18 protein-coding genes are annotated in these 18959 nt (G+C 40.9%); 6 read left to right on the top strand and 12 right to left on the bottom strand.

Features of this window, described 5'->3' with window-relative positions; all coding sequences use genetic code 11:
- Positions 1-29: 29 nt before the first annotated feature.
- Positions 30-446, top strand: a complete 417-nt coding sequence (locus tag NSQ52_RS04785) for a hypothetical protein (RefSeq protein ID WP_024719949.1) — start codon at positions 30-32, stop codon at positions 444-446.
- Positions 447-491: 45 nt separating this feature from the next.
- On the opposite strand, the gene NSQ52_RS04780 is transcribed toward NSQ52_RS04785, so the two are convergent.
- From NSQ52_RS04780 to NSQ52_RS04770, 3 genes are all read right to left on the bottom strand, one after another.
- Positions 492-2030, bottom strand: coding sequence for a bifunctional GNAT family N-acetyltransferase/carbon-nitrogen hydrolase family protein (locus NSQ52_RS04780; RefSeq protein WP_007497061.1), 1539 nt, complete (start codon positions 2028-2030; stop codon positions 492-494).
- 14 nt (positions 2031-2044) lie between these two features.
- Complete coding sequence (locus NSQ52_RS04775; RefSeq protein ID WP_024719948.1) at positions 2045-2710, bottom strand: HAD family hydrolase; 666 nt, start codon at positions 2708-2710, stop codon at positions 2045-2047.
- A 307-nt stretch (positions 2711-3017) separates the two neighbouring features.
- Positions 3018-3359, bottom strand: a complete 342-nt coding sequence (locus NSQ52_RS04770; RefSeq protein ID WP_024719947.1) for a DUF5365 family protein — start codon at positions 3357-3359, stop codon at positions 3018-3020.
- Positions 3360-3467: 108 nt separating this feature from the next.
- Between NSQ52_RS04770 and NSQ52_RS04765 the strand changes: the two genes are divergently transcribed.
- Positions 3468-4370 (top strand): RluA family pseudouridine synthase, encoded by a 903-nt coding sequence (locus tag NSQ52_RS04765; protein ID WP_058337539.1) that lies wholly within the window; start codon positions 3468-3470, stop codon positions 4368-4370.
- Between the two features lie 34 nt (positions 4371-4404).
- Here the strand turns inward: NSQ52_RS04765 and NSQ52_RS04760 are convergent, their stop codons facing one another.
- The 3 genes from NSQ52_RS04760 to NSQ52_RS04750 form a co-directional block, all read right to left on the bottom strand.
- Positions 4405-4971 (bottom strand): class D sortase, encoded by a 567-nt coding sequence (locus NSQ52_RS04760; protein WP_039169246.1) that lies wholly within the window; start codon positions 4969-4971, stop codon positions 4405-4407.
- Positions 4972-5003: 32 nt separating this feature from the next.
- Positions 5004-7910: a 5'-nucleotidase C-terminal domain-containing protein gene (locus NSQ52_RS04755; protein WP_058337540.1), complete on the bottom strand. Its 2907-nt coding sequence runs from the start codon at positions 7908-7910 to the stop codon at positions 5004-5006.
- A gap of 82 nt (positions 7911-7992) precedes the next feature.
- Positions 7993-11355 carry a CheR family methyltransferase gene (locus NSQ52_RS04750; protein ID WP_342473956.1) on the bottom strand — a complete coding sequence of 1121 codons (3363 nt, stop codon included), beginning with the start codon at positions 11353-11355 and terminating at the stop codon, positions 7993-7995.
- 144 nt (positions 11356-11499) lie between these two features.
- Between NSQ52_RS04750 and NSQ52_RS04745 the strand changes: the two genes are divergently transcribed.
- Positions 11500-12144, top strand: coding sequence for a spore coat protein (locus NSQ52_RS04745; RefSeq protein ID WP_160758334.1), 645 nt, complete (start codon positions 11500-11502; stop codon positions 12142-12144).
- A gap of 29 nt (positions 12145-12173) precedes the next feature.
- On the opposite strand, the gene NSQ52_RS04740 is transcribed toward NSQ52_RS04745, so the two are convergent.
- On the bottom strand, positions 12174-13049 hold the full coding sequence (locus NSQ52_RS04740; RefSeq protein ID WP_342473955.1) for a hypothetical protein: 876 nt from the start codon (positions 13047-13049) through the stop codon (positions 12174-12176).
- Between the two features lie 156 nt (positions 13050-13205).
- Positions 13206-13712 (bottom strand): YhcN/YlaJ family sporulation lipoprotein, encoded by a 507-nt coding sequence (locus tag NSQ52_RS04735; RefSeq protein ID WP_008349054.1) that lies wholly within the window; start codon positions 13710-13712, stop codon positions 13206-13208.
- 153 nt (positions 13713-13865) lie between these two features.
- On the opposite strand from NSQ52_RS04735, the gene NSQ52_RS04730 reads away from it, so the two are divergent.
- On the top strand, positions 13866-14282 hold the full coding sequence (locus tag NSQ52_RS04730; RefSeq protein WP_342473954.1) for a spore coat protein: 417 nt from the start codon (positions 13866-13868) through the stop codon (positions 14280-14282).
- 36 nt (positions 14283-14318) lie between these two features.
- Here NSQ52_RS04730 and NSQ52_RS04725 read toward each other — a convergent pair whose 3' ends face one another.
- A complete protein-coding gene (locus tag NSQ52_RS04725) occupies positions 14319-14699 on the bottom strand; it encodes a hypothetical protein (RefSeq protein WP_024719939.1) in 381 nt (126 codons plus the stop codon).
- A gap of 94 nt (positions 14700-14793) precedes the next feature.
- Between NSQ52_RS04725 and NSQ52_RS04720 the strand changes: the two genes are divergently transcribed.
- Together NSQ52_RS04720 and cspB are read left to right on the top strand one after the other, a co-directional pair.
- Positions 14794-15885 (top strand): diguanylate cyclase, encoded by a 1092-nt coding sequence (locus NSQ52_RS04720; RefSeq protein ID WP_058337544.1) that lies wholly within the window; start codon positions 14794-14796, stop codon positions 15883-15885.
- A gap of 211 nt (positions 15886-16096) precedes the next feature.
- Complete coding sequence (cspB, locus tag NSQ52_RS04715; protein WP_008349061.1) at positions 16097-16297, top strand: cold shock-like protein CspB; 201 nt, start codon at positions 16097-16099, stop codon at positions 16295-16297.
- Positions 16298-16409: 112 nt separating this feature from the next.
- Here the strand turns inward: cspB and NSQ52_RS04710 are convergent, their stop codons facing one another.
- Genes NSQ52_RS04710 through NSQ52_RS04700 form a run of 3 tightly spaced genes read right to left on the bottom strand, consistent with a single transcriptional unit; the run spans position 16410 to position 18944 of the window.
- The gene (locus NSQ52_RS04710; protein ID WP_017360371.1) at positions 16410-16769 is read right to left on the bottom strand and encodes a hypothetical protein; all 360 of its coding nucleotides are present in this window, start codon (positions 16767-16769) and stop codon (positions 16410-16412) included.
- Positions 16770-16782: 13 nt separating this feature from the next.
- Positions 16783-17307 carry an NAD(P)H-dependent oxidoreductase gene (locus NSQ52_RS04705; protein WP_135009116.1) on the bottom strand — a complete coding sequence of 175 codons (525 nt, stop codon included), beginning with the start codon at positions 17305-17307 and terminating at the stop codon, positions 16783-16785.
- A gap of 17 nt (positions 17308-17324) precedes the next feature.
- Entirely contained in the window at positions 17325-18944 is a 1620-nt protein-coding gene (locus NSQ52_RS04700; protein WP_024719937.1) for a DHA2 family efflux MFS transporter permease subunit, read from the bottom strand.
- Between the last annotated feature and the right edge of the window lie 15 nt (positions 18945-18959).

The following is an 18959-nucleotide window of genomic DNA, read 5'->3' as shown; positions in this document are numbered from 1 at the left end:
AATACTAAATGAACTAGGAGGTTTTCTTAATGAAAACAATCGCAAAATCTTTGATGCTCTCCACCTCTGTCCTTTTATTCGCTTCACCTATTACACAAACAGCTGATGCTGCATCTATTCAAACGAAGCAGGTGACAGCAGAAAGTGATTTTCAGCTTCCTTCAACAACAGACACCATTAAACAAAACATCGAACAATCTTTCCAAAAACAAGAAAAGTGGCTACAAAAATTAGAAGTGATTGCCGGACAAGAAAAACGTGAACAATTTGAACAGTTTTTCAACCAGCATGTAGGACCTGATTTAAAAAATCTTTTAGAAGAGCCTGCTCTTACATGGAAACAAGTAGAAAAAACGATTTATCAATCTCTTGTCAAATCAGACGTTCCATTTTTAGCTGCCAAAAGCATTGCCCACTTTGCTACACTCGCATTAAAGAAAATGTAAACATAAAGAAAAGCGCCTCGCATAATTGCGGGGCGCTTGTTTTGGTTATTTCTTATATTCAATATGGTACACGTCTCTTCTTCGGTCTTTCAGCTGACGAACCGTCCCATCTTGACGCTGCCTTCTTAATATTTCTAAGTCGACATCACCGACAACCACCATTTCAATATTCGGGTTGCATTCCCCTACAATGCCATCTCTTGCGAATTCAAAATCAGATGGTGCAAAGATTGCTGATTGTGCATATTGGACATCCATATTTTCTGTTTGCGGAAGGTTTCCGACCGTTCCAGAAATGACCGTATATATCTGATTTTCAACCGCTCTCGCCTGCGCACAGTAACGTACTCGTAAATAGCCTTGACGGTCTTCTGTACAGAATGGAGTGAAAATAATTTTCGCTCCTTTGTCAGCTGCAATTCGAGCAAGCTCAGGGAATTCAATATCGTAGCAAATTTGGATCGCAATTTTCCCGCAGTCCGTATCAAATACCCGGACTTGGTCACCAGCTGAAATCCCCCACCATTTTCTTTCATTCGGCGTGATATGCAGCTTATATTGCTTTTCAATCGTTCCATCACGTCTAAATAAATAGGCGATATTATAGATTTTCCCTTCCTCTTCAACGAAATGAGAACCACCGATGATATTAATGTTGTACTTGACCGAGAGATCTGTAAACAAATTGATGTAGTCCTCGGTATATTCTGTGATCCGCTGCACTGCTAGACTTGGTGATCTCTCTTCTAAATATGACATAAGCTGCGTTGTAAAAATTTCCGGGAAAACGGCAAAGTCAGCTGACGCATCTGATGCCACATCCACGTAATACTCCACTTGATTCATAAACTCCTCAAAGGAATGAATTTGCTTCATTGCATATTGAATGACACAAATTCGTACTGGGAACGCCGATTTATAATATCTTTTCGATTGCGGACGATAATCGACATTGTTCCATTCCATTAGCGTTGCGTACGTACTGGAAGCTTTATCATCCGGCAAGTAATTCGGATTGATCCGCATCAGGCTAAATTCATTTAACAGCTGAAAAGATAGCACAGGATCATAAATTTGGTGCAGCATGACTTGCTCTACATATTGGCGAGGCGTCATTTCCTCTTGATATTTATGATAATTCGGGATACGTCCGCCAATGATGATGCTTTTTAAATTTAATCTTCTCGCTAAGTCTTTTCTTGCTTCGTATAAACGATGACCGATTTTCATCCGGCGGTACTCAGGACTGACCATTACTTCAATTCCGTACATATTCATCCCATCTGGATTATGGTTTGTGATATATCCATCATCTGTGATGTCCTGCCATGTGTGACGATCATCGTATTCATCAAAGTTAATTAATAAACTTGAACATGAGCCAATGATTTCTCCCTCGAATTCCGCACAGAACTGGCCTTCTGGGAAATGTTCAAGGTGACTTTCAAGGTGCTCTTTTTTCCAAGGGTCCATGCCTGGAAAGCATACCTCTTGCAATGCGATGATTCGGTCGATATCTTCTTCTCTAATATTTCGAATCACCATTCTTTTTTCAAATCGTGTTAAATCTAGTTTTTCTGCCATGATGTATTGCCCCCTTACTGATCCTCTTTTTCAAGCTGATGGAATAGCTGGAGCAATTCGATTTCAGCCATGGATTCTAATCTAACATCATATTCTTCAAACTGCAGTGTGCTCGTCACTTTATTTGGCACGATGACACATTTCATGCCCGCTCGTTTGGCAGCGATTGACCCATTCACAGAGTCCTCAAATGCCACGCAATCTTTTGGCTCAACGCCTAAGCATTGTGCGGTTTGCAAATAAAGTTCTGGGTGAGGTTTCACTTCTTCCACATCGTCTGACGTGCGGATACATTCAAAGTAATCGAAAAGTCCAATTTGTTTCAGGTGATCAGACACCCATTTATAATCTGAGCTGGAAGCAAGTCCAATCTTAATTCCAAGCTCCTTTGCCGCTTCTAAATAAGCTTCTACACCAGGTCTTGCTGCTTCGTCCTTCATTCTCTTTTGAAAACGTGAACGCCGGTCTTCTGTGAGTGCCTCATGATCTAATGTCTTCCCTAACTGCTCTTCCAAATATTCAAAAGGCTTAAAACCTGCCTGCGTTCCAATCACATTTCCCCATACAGACAGAGGCAACTCCGATTCATGCTCCGCAAACATTTCCTGCAGAACCTCATATTCATGTGTTTCTGTATCTAAAATTAATCCATCAAAATCAAATATAATCGCCTTTACCAAAGAGGCCACTCCTTTTTTCCGAAAGTCTGAAATATCTTCCATACTGCTATCATATCGTGAATAAAATTGACTTTCAAAGATGAATGTCTGCTAAAATGATTATGTATAAAAGGAGCCTGCATCGTTTTGTCAGGCTCCTGTCATGTTCGATTCTTTCTGCAAGAGATCCAAGCGCTCCGATTCGTGGAGAATAGACATTGTTGAAAAAGAGCGGAATTGGTATTACAGATCTTGAAGGTTTCTCCGTTCCCTTAAAAATAGTATGTGCGACGACCTTGTAAGTTAACAAGGAAGTTCACACCAACTTTTACGCATTTTGAAGGTGACGGCCTGCAAAATCATCTAAATCAAACGGGAAAGAAAAGCCGCACGCATTAACTTGTTCACGGTTGAGTTCAAATAACTCACGATCTCGTTTTGTGATATGTCGCTTCGGCTTTAAAATAATGGTATGTAATAGCTGAAGACCTGATAAGATACGAAAAGCATCATCCATTGTCCCGTTATACACACCATCAATGAATGTAAGCGGGGGTTGTTTTTCCTGCGCTTCTCCATTGACAGAATGGGATAAGAGATCTTCAATTTCCTTTGATACTTCTTCAATTGCCTGCTCTTGAAGGTCTGTCGCAGCTTTCATTAATCTCACGTGGCATCTACCTCTCTGTCGTTATTACTCCATTCAGAATAGCACAGAAAAAAAGTCATTCGCTAAGGTAAGTGTTTCCTATATATACCCAAAGAGAGGACGAATATCATGATCATAAAAGGACACACGCTCTCCCTAAAAGTAGGTGAGCAGCAAAATGGCAATTCCTTAAGTCAATTTTTAAAAGACGAAGTGTCTGCCTCTAAACCGATTATCCATTTTTGGATGGAGCACCAAAAAGTCCGTCTCAATCAAAAACCTGCCCACCATGCTGCAAAAGTGAGTACAGGTGATCAGATTCTCATTGATTTATTTGAGACGGAAGAAAGTGATGTGACGCCAGAATACGGTGAATTAGAGGTACTCTTTGAAGACGAGCATTTATTAGTTGTCCAAAAGCCTGCTGGAAGGCCGACGCATCCAAATGAAAAAGGACAAACAGGTACGCTGGCGAACCTAGTCGCTTTCCATTTTCAAGCAAATGGAGAAGAAAAGCGGGTCAGACATATACATAGGCTGGATCAAGACACAAGTGGCACCGTCATTTTTGCCAAACACAGGTTGGCACATGCTGTACTCGATCAAATGCTTTCAAAAAAAGCGATTAACAGAACGTATCTTGCCATCGCACAAGGACTGTTTAAGAAAAAGAAAGGAACGATCCAAGCAGCCATTGGACGTGATAAACACCATGCCGTCAGAAGGAGGGTTTCTCCTACTGGTCAAAGCGCCAAGACTCATTATGAGGTCTTTCATCTCAATAAACGTTTACAGATGACGGCCGTTAAGCTGCAATTAGAAACAGGCAGAACGCATCAAATTCGGGTCCATCTTAGCAGTCTCGGGCATCCTTTAGCTGGCGATACATTATATGGCGGGAAGCGTGACCTGATAAACAGATGCGCCCTTCATGCCAAACAAGTAGACATGAACCATCCATTCACAGGTGAAAAGCTGACGATAGAAGCACCGCTTCCACCTGATATGGCTGAATTAATGGACAATATGTAGAAAAAAGAGCCTGATCATACAGGCTCTTTTGACGTTAGACAGATGCTCTTTTCGCATAAATAATGTACCGCTCTGGTGCGTTGCCGACAAAATGAAATGGATAGCATGTGGTTAACACAAGCTCTTCTTTTTTATTTTGTAAGGTAATAATGGATGTATCATACTGATCCACAATTTTCGTATGCGTAATTTCATAAACAAACTCACCATACGGTACAGTGATTTTCAGCTGATCCCCAATATCCAGTTCACCAGTCCGGCGGAAGACCGTATCCCTGTGTCCCGACAAAACGATTTGTCCATTTTGATCAGGGTAATAACTGCCTTTGTAATGACCGACGCCTTTGGCAAGGTCGTCCGCATCTGTCCCTTCAACAATCGGCAAATCAGCTTTTAATTTCGGAATGGTCAGGATGCCAGAGGCTTTCCCCATTTCAGGTGAAAATTTTTCCTTTGTCATCCCTTGATCAGTTTCTACGACCTTCTTTGCTTCCTCTAAAGAATGTGCTGTTTGTAAGTGAGTAGAAGCCATTTGCCAGATTCCCCAGCCAAGCACCACAATCCCCGCTGACATGACAATCACTGCAAGCCATTTTTTCATGCGTTAACTCCTTTGTCTTTGCTGATGATTCTTTAGCTTGCTGCTGCCTTTTCTTCTTGTTTCGCTTGTTGAATTCGGCCCTCTTTTTGATACACAATAGAAGCTCCCTCGAAGCTTTTTACAAAAGCGACCGTTGCTTCTAAATCTTCTGGGCCTGTTTCCGGATTTTTCCCTAGCCGCCCAATCGGTGCATACTTACTTCCAGTGGCAGTCGCCATGAAGTTGTTCACTGTGAGTGTATACGTTTTATCGAAATCAACGGAAGAACCATCAGGCAGTTTTAAGTCGACTACTTTATATGTTAACGGATTGTACGAATAAGAAAAGCCTGAAATGCTATAATCCGGTCCAAATTGAGGAGATATTTGAGCTTCAATGATATCAACTAAATCTTTCCCCTTGATGTCCAGCTTCACTAATACATTTCCAAATGGCTGAATATTAAAGAGGTCTCCCCAAGTAATGGGTCCTTTTTCGAGATTTTGTCTGATGCCGCCACCATTCATCATGGCAAAGTCACTTTTCATTGAATATCTCATGCCATCCGCAATGAGATTGCCAAGTGGTGTATCACCATCATTTGAATAGCCGCCCTCCATCTTGACCCCTGCTTCTCCAACCACCTCACTAATAATCGGCTCCACTTCTTTTCCGTAATGAGCTAAAATGTCCGCTGCTTCCTGATCCTTTTCAATACCAGCCTGGTCTACATACTGGATCTTTGCACTCTTTTTGACAATATCCTTTGTTTTCCGGTCAAGTGTGACATTGACTTCTCCAATCGCTTTTCCGTATTCAAAGGCTTGGACAATTAATTTTCCATTCACCTCTCCATTGACCACTTCGTGATTATGGCCAGCGAAAATGACATCAATTTCGTCATCGCCTTCTTTGGCAAGCCTTGCACTTTCTCCAGTAATGGTATCACCATTTTGAGAGGCGGTCATATGAGCCAGAACTGCGATCGCTTTAATCCCTTTTTGCTTTAATTCCTTCGCTGCTTCATTGACAGCTTGGACTTCATCAGTAAATTGAATGTCTTTAATTCCTTCTGGCATGACCATACCTGCCGCTGATGTTGTCACAACCCCGATAAAAGCCACAGGAATTCCTTCGACATCCATAATTTCATAGGCCGGTAAAAGTGGTTTGCCAGTATCCTTGTATTCACAGTTTGCACAAACAAGCGGGAAGTTCTGCCCATCGTACCCTTTTGTGCCTTTCGGGTGATCTCCACCTTTTAAGATGCGCAATAATTCATCTACACCTTCATCAAACTCATGGTTGCCAACTGTCCCAACATCAAAGCCGATGTTCTCCATTAGTTCAACCGTTGGTTCATCTTGTAAAAGAGACGATATTGGCGAGCTTCCGCCTATCATATCTCCTGCATGAACTGTCAGTGTATTTTTTTGCGCAGCTTGCTTTTGTTTTATATAAGCCGCCACATAATCCATCCGTCCATATGTTCCTTTACTGCCATCACCTTTTACATCCAGCTCATATTGCTGATCAATTTTCCCATGCAAATCATTCATGCTTAAAATGGTTAATGGGACTTCACTGGATGATGCTGACGCCTGATATCCAGCCTGCTCTGCTTCTTCTTTAGAAGCAAAAAAGACACGTTTATCTACATCGATCTCATTCCAGCTGTCAGGTGATACGTAGGTTTTTGCAGATGAATCCCCCACATAACGTGTGAGCCCTTTTTTCTGCTCGCGTGCTCTAAATTCAAACGGCTGTTCTAACAGAGGATCTTCTTCATTCCAAATACCAAGCCCTTTTTCCTTGGCATCTTTCACTGCTTGCTGGAACATCTGATACTCTTTTTCATCTCCAACAGGCCAGATGAAATAAGTAGGGGCATATCCTTTTTTCACAAGCTCTAGGTTCGTATTCAGCCCTTTTTTGGTTTTGACTTGAGCTAAAAGACGTCCATATCCATCCTTTGCTTCCGGGCCAATCTTTAATGTGACTCGATCACCACTTGAAAGAAGCGTTTTTAAATAATCCGTCGCTTTTTGTCCAAAGCGCAGCTGGTTTTGATCTAATTCATTTTTTGGCTTGTGGTAGGTTTCTGGTGTGTCCATATTCACGAAGCGTACCTTTGTTGTGCCGAGCACAGGCTTCTTCAAATGAATGGTATCTCCATCCACAACACGATCTACCGTTGCCTCATATTCTTTTTTGATTTTTGGCGGCTTTGGCTGGTACTTCAGCAATTTGACATCGGTTTTGTGTCTTGGAAGTACTTGCAGCGTATCATATCTGCTTAAAACGCCAGTAAACTCATACCATTTTCCGGTCTTCACTTGATCAATGGCACCCGTATCAACCATGACTCTAAGGACTGTGCTATGATATTTTTTATCGATGATGACCACATTGTATCCACCGCCAGCTGGCTGATCTGGCGTCTGTTCTACATAGCCTTTTACCTTCACTAATCTTCCTTCATATTTGCTTGCCTGATCCGATTCCAATTGTTTAATGGAAACTTTCTTTGGCGAAGGCAATGGCTGATTCACAGCATCTATCTTCAGACGATCTTGATCTGGCACAATTTCAACGAGCCCTTTATAAGTCGTCACCTTGCCAGTCACCGTGACCTTCATGCCTGCTTTCAGTTCTGGAAAATTCTTAGGCTGCGCAGAATAAATATTGAGACCAGCTGTTTTGTCTTGAATATATGTTGATAGTTTCCCATTCCCTATAGCGGATTGATCTGCTGTTACGATTCCGCTCACCGTTACCGTTTCTCCTATCAGTTTTCGGGCTTTTTTTATGTTCATCGGCTTTGTTTGTTTCCATAAAGTCTCCTTTTTCTCAGAAGAAGAAAACGCCTCAGCTGTCATGATACTAGGCAGTAAAGATTGCAGACTAAATATCACCAAAATCAAACAACAGACCATTCGAATCGATTGTATACGTTTCATTAGATTTCTCCCCTTTGAACTTCATCTCTTCTAGTGTACAAAGCAATTATTAAGACTGGATGGATTTCATGTAAAACTGATCTCAATTACTTGGAAACGTAATAATCACACGTGTCCCTTCAAAGCTTTTGCTCTCAAAACGAATGGTACCGCCATGGCTTTCAATAATCTTAATGGTCATCATTAATCCAAGACCCGTGCCTTTTTCTTTAGTTGTGTAAAAAGGTTCACCTAATTTCCCAATCTCCTCTTCTGGTATGCCCTTTCCTTGGTCTTCAAATATCAGCATCATTTGGTCGTTTTTCAATAATGAAGTCACTTGGATCACACCTGTTACTCCATCCATCGCTTCAATTCCATTTTTAAGAATGTTAAGGAACACTTGTTTCAATTCATTTGGAATGCCTTGAATATGTGGCAGTGAGGGCGCCAGATTCTTTTGAATCGACACTCCTTTTAAGACCGCCTGAGATTCAACGACCATAATGACTTCTTCGAGCAGAAGATTCACATTCACCGGTTCAAATTTAACAGATTTACTTCTAGAGAGCACAAGGAATTCGTTAATAATAGACTCAAGCCGATTAAACTCTGACATCATCACATCGGCATAATCCTTCTGATACTTTTTACTTTGAATCATTAGCTGTAAAAAGCCTTTTAACGACGTAAGTGGGTTACGTATCTCATGGGCAATACCAGCTGCAAGCTGTCCAACTGCTGACAGCATTTCAGACTTCATCAGCATTTTCTCAGACTGTTTTTGACTTGTAATATCCTCTGAAATCCGCATGACAGTAGACTGCATTTTGTCAGGGTCATCGATTCGGTGTAAAGAGACTCTTTCCCATCGCTCACGCCCTGATAAGTCCTGAAAATACAGCTCACCTGTCCAGCTGCCCTCTCTTAAACACATGTCCCATTGTTTCGCTAGATCATCACATTGACACAACGCATAATAGACAGAAAAAATATCTTTTCCGATCAAGTCATATTCATGCTGTTGTACAAACTGACAAAAGCGCTGGTTGACACACTGAATGACACCTTCTCCTGTTGCAACCACAATATGAATATGGCTGTTATCAAGTGCTGTCACCGCAAGATGAAGAGCCTGCTTCAATTTCGTCATTTCGGTCATTTTGATCCAGGTCATCACTGCTCCCTCGCGATCTTGATCATAGAAAGGCGTCATATGAACCGTGAATTGTTCTCCTTCGTTCGTTTCAATTTCACGTTCGATCACGCGCCTATCTGAAATGACAGATTGAATATCATGATAGAGCATTTCCTTCGATAACTTCTTCACCATCGACTGAAACGTTTGCTGGTGCCGGGTTTGAGCTGAAGTGAATAAAGAGGTAGCTGTAGGAGTGTGATAGCGAATATTCATTTCCCGGTCCACAAACAACGTGGCAAGTTCTGGCTTCACAGACGGCCGGTACAGTTCTTCTCTTGTCACCTTTAAATTGTTTATAATATTAATAAAATGCTCGTTTGTTTTCTCGCGCCCTTCTATTTGCTTGTTTTTTTCTTTTAATTGAGCCCTTGCTTCTTGCTCCTTTTGTTTGACCTCATTGAGCTCGTTTTCTAAATCGACAATTCGCTGTTGATAAACCGAATTCTGCTCTAACATCCCTTTGTCCCTGCCGTTCTTTTGATTTTTTCCTCTCTCACTCTTCCGAATGAGAATGACGTATACTCCTTTAAAACGGCGATCAAAATGTTTCACTGTAAAATCTGCATACTGCTTTCTTCCATTTTCCGAAATGAGGACATGTTGAAAGACAACCTCAGTCTCTTCAGTCCACACCTTTTGAAAGCTTTGACTTAGTATCTCTTTCATATAATCAGGGGTTACATATTCACATAATTCATCTGAGACTTCTGCATGCGCTAAGAAAGAATAGGCACCGTTTGATATCGCGAGGATTTTCTCGCAATCGTCTATGATGAAACATGCATCATACTCCTGCTCTACTTCTTTCATATATTGAACAGCTCGTTCTTTTAACTCCGTATGACCTGCATTGTATTTAGGAACGTTTGAGTGGGTGTAAATGTTCCACTTTTCATTTAACAAATGAAATAAACGAGGGATATTGGGTACCTTTTCATTCGGTCCTAATATCAACATCCCTTGATCCTTTAGTGCATATTGGAATCGAGATAAGACTCGTTTTTGTTCTTCTGGCTGGAAGTACATCAGAACATTTCGGCAACTGATAAAATCGAGGTGGATAAAAGGTGAATCGATCAATAAATTGTGAGGAGCAAAGACTATATGTTTTCTAAGCGACTGCTTCACAATAAAAGCGTCACCTTTTTTTTCGAAATATCGTGCCCTCCATTTTTCTGGCATCCGTGCCATAGACTCAAGCGAATAAAGACCTTTGCTTGCACTTTGGATGGCTTTCCGGTTGATGTCTGTTGCAAACACTTGAAGTTCAATGGACACTTGTCTTCGTTTCATTTCTTCTAAAAATAACATCGCAAAAGAATAGGCTTCTTCACCTGTAGAACATCCTGCAATCCAAATGCGGCATCGAGATTTCCCATTTTTCATTGTATTATCAATGATCGACGGAATGATGTGATGTTCACATACTCGAAAGGCTTCCATATCTCTAAAAAAGGAAGTCGTGCCGCTTAAAAGCTGTACATGCAGACGATCAAGCTCATCTGGTTCTCTCTCTAATAAACGATCGTACTCGGACAATAAGGAGATCGATTGGTTCGCACTCCTCATTCTTTTTTGAATGACAGAGAGCAGTCTGCGCTTCTCATAGGTTGAAAATGCAATTCCTTTATGCATTTCAAGACGTTCAATGATTCTGATCAAAACAGGGTCTGCAACATCTGTATGCGGAACGTTGATGATGTTGGCTATATATGACGCAAGTGCAGAAGGGTCTTGAAATGTTTGATGATACATACGATCAAACCCACTATTTATCTCACTGCACGATATGGCTGTACCGCCTTGCTCAACGATTTGAAGTAAACCACTTCCTACACAATAGCCTTTTTGAAAAAAGATCGCATAGGCCTCTTCCTTTTGCACATTGGCAAGTGACTGAAACAATGAATTTACAGCACACGCCTTGTTCGTAGGATGCTGCTCTGTTATGTGTAGCCGTTTGTCTTCTGTCAATGTCACAGCTGCATGCTGCGGACAAACATAAATCGTATTTTTCATGACTTTCTCACCATGCTTAATCGGCTTTGCCCGGTAGCCAATCGGTAAAACAAGTGCTTCCAAATCAGTTACACAATCGCCTGTCACATGATTTTGCACAACAATAAAAGAGGCATTTAATTCATGCGGAAATGATTGAAAAAAAGCCTCAAGATGATGCTGTTCAAACGGCGAAACACCGATGCCAATCACTGGTGCCTGCACATGTTCGTCTTCTATCAAACGATTAATGATTTTGTCCTGCATCTGGTACCCCCATGTTCATTCGTCTGATACATTTTTTCGACAAAAAGGAAGAAAACCCTCTAATTGTAAATAATGTTTTTTGCATGAAAGGAGGAAAACTTCCTCACATTAAAACAGACTGTATAAACAGAAGGAGGATTCTTTATGCAAAACGATCAGCAACCAAACGTTCAAGGACATGTCCAACAGCCCCAATTCAATCATGGCGGGCATGAGTTATTTGATTTACATGAGGTATTAGCAGGAACCATTAATATTTTGGATCAATACATGATCTTTCGGCAATTTATCCAAGATCCCGCATTATCCGACATGTTAGATCGACAATATCAATTTGTATTGTCCCAGTACAACGTCACGGTAGATTGCTTTTCTACTGGTCAAAAGCCTAGTGAAGAAACATCTACTTATATGATGAAAGAACAGACACAGGTGACATACGGAATAAAACCATCCCAGCCTAAGAAGCCAAATCAATCATTACAGGATGTAAAAGATGCGGGAATTACAGGGCATATGCTTGGTCTCATGAAATCTCATGCTGGATTACTCTCAATGACTGCATTAGAGGTCACAAACCCTGTGGTGCGACGTGTGCTTGCAGCGCAAATCCCGAACTTTATTGAAATGGCGTATGAAATTTTCTTATATCAAAACAAACATAGCTATTATCAAGTTCCGCAGCTTACAGCTCAAGATATGCAGGCGATGACGTCTACATTTGCCCCTATGCAGGGACAAGTGCAGATGCCGCCAAGCAAAGCCAATCAGCAAAAACCGCTTCATTAACCAAAAACAACGGCCAACCTATTTACAGGTCAGCCGTTGTTTCTTTGATAATTCAGTTTAAATTGCTCTTCAAAATCTGTGAGACGTTGTCCTGTCGCTTGTTCAAACCCTCTATCAAAACGACTAGTTTTCGCCGTTTCCTCCATGATCTCATGTATGACATCTCGTCCATAAAGCTGCACAAGCTCATAGATCATATAGTAGCTTTGTAAATAAACATCTGTCTCATACGTCGTGCGAGATTCTTGCCAGTCTTGATCAGAATAAAGAGATTTAAAAGGAATGACGTCAAACCGTTCAGACGTGGCGTTCAGCACATCATAGGCCGTCCATTCTGCTGTTCCTTCATGGAACCAAAGGGGAAAGACGACTGGAGATACATTGTATGCATGCACCTTTTCATAGAAAACAAAATGGGCATACTCATGAATGAATAACGTGTTGAAAAAGTATAAAGGCAGTGTCTCTTTCTTCAACAATTCTTCCCGTTTATCTGGGTATAATCCAATCATATGATCAACATCAGAATAAAAACCTGTAATATGCTTGATACCGGCAAATTGCTCAATCGTCTCTTTATCATCAAAATAAATGATATCTAACGGTTTGTCAGCTTCATACTGAAACACTGACATCGTTCTCTTCTTTGCCTGTTCCAGCGCTTCTATGGTCAAATCGACAAAGGTGCCCTCATCCTTTGCATAGTAGATTCGAATATGTTCATAGACTTGCTTATTGAGTCCTTCCGTTAAGACCGTTTTAGGCGAAGAATGCTGCTCTAGATATTGCTCTGCCAGCTGGAATCCTACATAAATCAAGTACGCAGTGAACGCATAAAAAATCAAACCTGCTGCAATCATTCCGCTTACAAGTTTTTTATGAATTAATGACGGTTTTGCTTTCATTTACTCCCCACCTGAATTCATCCTGCAACCTCTTTCTCTTTCTATGAAAAAACAAAGATCAACAAGAGGTGATATATTTTTTACTTTATGCAGTCAGGTGCGCAAGGTGCGGTTCCAAACAAAAAAGCCGCATATGACATACGGCTTTTGTCGTAGCTATTTTGATTCAGGGAAGACACGTCGAACCGTTTCAGTAAACTCGTCGAAGAATCCTGAAATTGGCTCTCCACTTCTAATACGTTTTCCGTACCCTGCCATACGATCGACAAAGTCTGGATTAGCAGATACATACACATTATCAATTTGTTGATCCGTCGATTTGACTTTGTCAGAAATTTTCTTTTTCAAATCGTCTGTTACATCTCCGCTTTTATTGCCTTCAAGCACGACAGCAACAAATGCATTTTTCCCTGTGACAAGTACGTTCGCTGTTTTCACTTCAGACATGTTGGCAACAAGCTCTGATGCCTTATCTGCCACTTTCACCTTCTGAGGTGTTTGCACATTTGGTTGATCCTGTCTCATGTTGTCGTTCTTATATGTGACATTTTCGTACTGTCGTTTCATTGTTCCTCTTCGTTCATCGCCTTGGTTGTTCATTCCACACCCAGCAGTGATCAATGTTGGAACGAGTAATAAAGATAGCATCCATTTCTTATTCATCAATTTATTCCCTCCTTTTGCTCATAGGTTTTTCATCCAGCAGACTTTTTATGCACACATCCTCTATTTCAGCAATGAATTCATAAATCAGCCTTGATTGGTCATCCTAAACATGATGAAGAAGTATCATCACGATCAAATGGAGGGATTCGTTTGTTTAAAAAGAGAAAAGGTATGAGTACTGGTTCAATGATCGCAGCATCAACAGCCATCATTGCATTATTTTCACCACTATTACGGAGAAGACTAAGCAGCATGACTCAAATGAATTTGTCCTCAACGATGAAAGGCAAAGATCAACACCATCATGAGTCATCTCGTCATGAGTCCCATTCGCATTCACGTAAAGACTCAAAAGGCACAACTGAAGTAGGACAAATGATCAAGCAAGCATTCACCGCTGTCCAGCCTAATGAAACAAGCCAGCATCAAACATCATCAAAAACATACCAAACTCATCAGCCCCCGAGAGAGTCTTACGCCCAGTCTCTTCACATTGATGAAAGTGTCATGAATGTAATGGATGATGAATCTATTCAGCAAGTGCTCAATGACATCGAGCACAAATAACTAAAACAGGAGCCTTTTTTTCAGAAAGGCTCCTGTTTATTCTCCTGAAAAATGCTCTTTCACCATGATGCAGAAGGAAGGCAAGAAGGTGATTTCGATCGTGATAACAAACCGTTCCACACCATCTAATAGTATCAACAGCTCTTTTTCATGCTGCCGATCCTTTTTTATTTCTACATGTCGCACAGTTTTAAAGGCATATACTCCTAAAACGGATGCGTCCTTTTTTCGAACAGCCTTCAAAGAAAATTCTTGTACTCCAAGAGACATCGTCACCACAAATCGCTCTACCTCATTCTCAAACCGAAACGTTAGATCTTGATATTCAATGGGCATATCTCGTTCAAATCCTTCATCAGGCCACGTCTCAAAAAAAGAAAGCCAGTCCGTTCGATCTGGAAATTGTTTTCTCCTCATTTTAAACCCCTCATAAGTGAAATTTTTATTAATTATCTTGTTTCCCCTTTTCTTTTGCAACAAATTTTAGTAATTTTAAAAAGGTGATTTTATTTTGCTAAGAGACCTCTTTATTAATTTAACAATTCTTGTCACTTTCCATTATTTATTGATGCTTGTGTTTAAAGAGAATTTTTTAAAAAAGGAAGACACCCTGCTCAGACAAATATATAAAGGAATGATTTCTGGGTTACTCGGTGTCCTCTTAATGTTTTTCTCTATTAAAGCAGGACCAGCCATCATCGATTTAAGACATATCCCCCTTATTTTAACGGCATTTTATGGAGGCATTGCACAAACGTTCATTGCAGCCTGTGTGATCATTATTGGCCGATTATTAATCGAAGCCAATGTCGCTTCTTTCATTAATATTTTTTCCATGATATTTATCGCCACAGCTTCTTTTTTAATTGCTGAGCGTCATATCAATCACGTCGTAAAAATGCTGTTATCTATTACCATGAGCAACGTCATAGCGACGATTTTATTTATCATCATCGTCAATGAAAGATCATTTGAACTGCATGCTGCCTATTGGATGTTCTCGTATATTGCCGGTTTATTTAACTTTTATGTCATTGAGCATCAAACAAAAGCGTATCAGATGTTAAATTTGTATAAATTCCAAGCTCATTATGACTTTTTAACTGGTGTTTTAAATAAACGGAAATTCGATGAGATATTAAGTGATGCTTTTTCTCTGAACTTAAAGCAACCTATCCATCAAATGTCCTTGATTTATCTAGACATCGATTATTTCAAAACCATCAATGATCAGTATGGACATCATGAGGGAGATATCGTTTTAAAAGAAATCGGAACAAGGCTAATTAAAAACACAAGAAGCTCTGATTATATTGGGCGAATCGGCGGTGAAGAATTTGCTGTGCTTTTACCGAATTGTTCCGTTGAAAAAACATGGCAAATTGCGGAACGTTTACGAAAAAAAATGGCGGATCAGCCAATTTATTTACAAAACGGAACATCGATTCACATTACGGTGTCAATTGGATGTGCTTATGATGCAGGAACAAGTGAAAACATGAAACAATTACCGATTATTGCAGACCAGGAGCTCTATAAAGCGAAGCAGTCAGGCAGAAACCAAGTGAGCTTTTCTGGACGAAAAAGAGAACACTTAATATAGGCTTTTTCCTCAATTTGTTAGCGCTAATTATTTTTAAAAAAGTTTTCGTATAACAGTTGTTTTTTCCCGCAAACACTGGTAAAGTAAAGGTAATTATTTTTGTTCGTATCATCTTTAAGAAGAAAGTTTTGAAAGAGTTTTCGTCTTTGAAGTTTGTGTAAGAGCAAGAATAGTGAATTTAAGCGTTAAGATCGCTTTAGGAGGAAATTTCATGTTAGAAGGTAAAGTAAAATGGTTCAACTCTGAAAAAGGTTTCGGATTCATCGAAGTAGAAGGTCAAGACGATGTATTCGTTCACTTCTCTGCTATCCAAGGCGAAGGCTTCAAAACTTTAGAAGAAGGTCAATCAGTTTCTTTCGAAATCGTTGAAGGTAACCGTGGACCACAAGCTGCTAACGTTAACAAAGCGTAATTTAAGAGCATCTGCTCTTTTAGCACTTTATAGAGTGAAGGAAAACCGCTCGGCTTTTATGCCGGCGGTTTTTTTGTGCAATAAAAAGAGAACCTGACGAAAGGTTCTCTTTTTATTTGTCCTTCTGCTTTAGTTTCTGTAAAGCAGAACGATACATATCATCATTCATTTTCGTCTCTGGTTCTTCTTCTTTGACAGGTGGTTCTGGCTGCTTAAACTTTTGAAGCGCCTGTCTATAGAAATCATCACCTGACGGAGCATCATCTGTCTGAGAAGGCTCTGACGCTTTTTCTTCCACTTCAGGCTCTACAGGTCTCGCCGCAACTTCTGGCTCGCTATGCGGCACGTCAGGATGATTCGATACATCTTCTTTGATCTCTTCCTTCTCGGCCGAAGCGTGTCTGACATTGAACGCTACTAATCCGATAATGACTAGAACAGCAGCTACTAACGCTACAATAATCGTCGCCAAAAGAACCCTCTCCTTATCGCTTAAATGACGCAGTGACTGATGCTACACGTCTTCCTAATGCTTTCCCCAGCTCAATGCCTTCTGCAGAAATCACTTCATCAGAATCAATCGGGCACGTCACACCTGCTCCATAATAAGAGCCGTATAACGCATTTTCTGGAACATTTCCAGGAAGGCCGACCACAAGCATCCCTTGATGGAACATTGGCGTAATCAAATTATGCATCGTCATTTCTAATCCGCCGTGTGTTGTTGCAGTGGTACAGAAAACGGCACCGACTTTATCGATGAGTTTTCCTTCTGCCCATAAATACCCAAGACGGTCAATCCATGTCTTTAATCCAGAACTTATGGTACCAAAGTGACCAGGGCAGCCCCAAATAATTGCATCCATTTGATCAAGCTTGCGGATATCCGCATCTTTCACATGATCAATGAACACTTCAGCGTGCTCTGTTTCACCTGCGCCAGCTGCAATCGCTTCTGCAAGTGCTTTTGTATGGTCACCTTCACTATCGTATACGACATAAATTTTCATGTACGGTCCCTCCACACTTATCTTGCATCTTGGTTTGCTTCCTTAGGTGCTGGAAGCAATGTCATTTCTTGTTTCTTATCCTGCTTTTCTTTTCGCTTTTTATCCTTACGTACATCTCGCAGGAACAAGCTGAGAATCACACCCGCTGCACAGAATAATGTCACCCACATGTAAGCATCATTGATGCCCATCACATTGGAATCAACTTGTGCTTTCGTAAAGAGCTGGGTCGACACATATTTTTGAGCAGCTTCTGCTGTCATGCCCATATGGTGCATCACATTAGAGACAGCCGCCTGGAATGAATTCATAAAGAACGGGTCAGCTGTATTCGTTTGATCTGCCATATTGGAATAATGGAATGTCGTGCGATTTGTATAAATCGTCGTGATCAAACTCGTACCGATCGAACCACTGATTTGTCTCAGTGTGTTTGACATCGCTGTACCATGACTGTTTAAATGCTGCGGTAATTGGTTCATCCCAGCAGTCATGACTGGCATCATCAAGAGTGACATACCAAAGGCACGTACTGCATACATGAGCACAATGTGACTATAAGATGTATCAATCGTCAGCTGTGTAAACTCGTATGTGGTGACAACTGTAATCAGCATCCCCACAATGGCAAGCGGACGAGGTCCAAATTTATCAAACAAGATCCCTGAAATCGGGGACATAATGAGCATCGCAAGTGCCCCTGGAAGCATTAATAGCCCAGATTGCAATGCCGTAAACCCAACGAGGTTCTGCAAGTAGATCGGTAGTAAGAACATCCCAGTGTATAAGGCAACGGTAATAATAATGTTGATAACACTTGATAATGAGAAAATGCTGTATTTAAACACGCGGAAATCAAGCATCGGATTATCCGCTTTTAGCTGTTGGAAAATAAAGAGAATGATCGCAATCGCACCAATGATAATCGTAGATAAAACGATTGGATCTGTCCAACCATCACTTCCCGCTTCACTCACTCCGTATAGAAGCGAAGCAAAACCAACGATCGACAGAATCGCGCCAAGAGTGTCCAGCTTGATTTTTTTAGGCTCTACAATATTTTTAAACATAAAGAAAGCCGCGATAATGACAATCGCACCGATTGGTACAAGTCCATAAAACATAATACGCCATGAATAATGTTCAATAATATAACCAGATAACGTTGGTCCGACAGCTGGCGCAAACATCATCGCAAGACCAAAAATCCCCATTCCTTTCCCTCTGTTTTCTGGAGGGAAAATAAAAAGGATTGTTGTCATGACGAGCGGCTGTAAGATACCGCCACCGACTGCCTGAATCAAACGACCAATCAGCATCGTAGAAAAGTTTGGCGCAATACCGCAAATAAAAGTCCCTAGTGTAAATGAAATCATCGCCACGAGGAATAAGCTGCGCTGGCCAAAACGTGTGATTAAAAACGCAGATAACGGAATGAGCACACCGTTGACAAGCATGTAACCTGTTGTAAGCCACTGAATTGTCGTCGCACTCACATTAAATTCAGTCATTAAATGGGGCATGGCTACGTTCAAAAGCGTTTGGTTTAAAATCGCTACGAACAAACCGGCCATTAAAATGATCAGTAAAGACAAGGAGCCTGCTCCCTGTTTTGTCGCTGCAGGTTGATTTGCCATCTCAGACAACCTCCT

It is taken from the genome of Bacillus sp. FSL W8-1141 (genome assembly GCF_038593205.1).
Lineage (GTDB): Bacteria > Bacillota > Bacilli > Bacillales > Bacillaceae > Bacillus > Bacillus altitudinis.
Note: the sequence above shows the minus strand (reverse complement) of the source record. Positions and strands in the feature narration are given on the sequence as shown.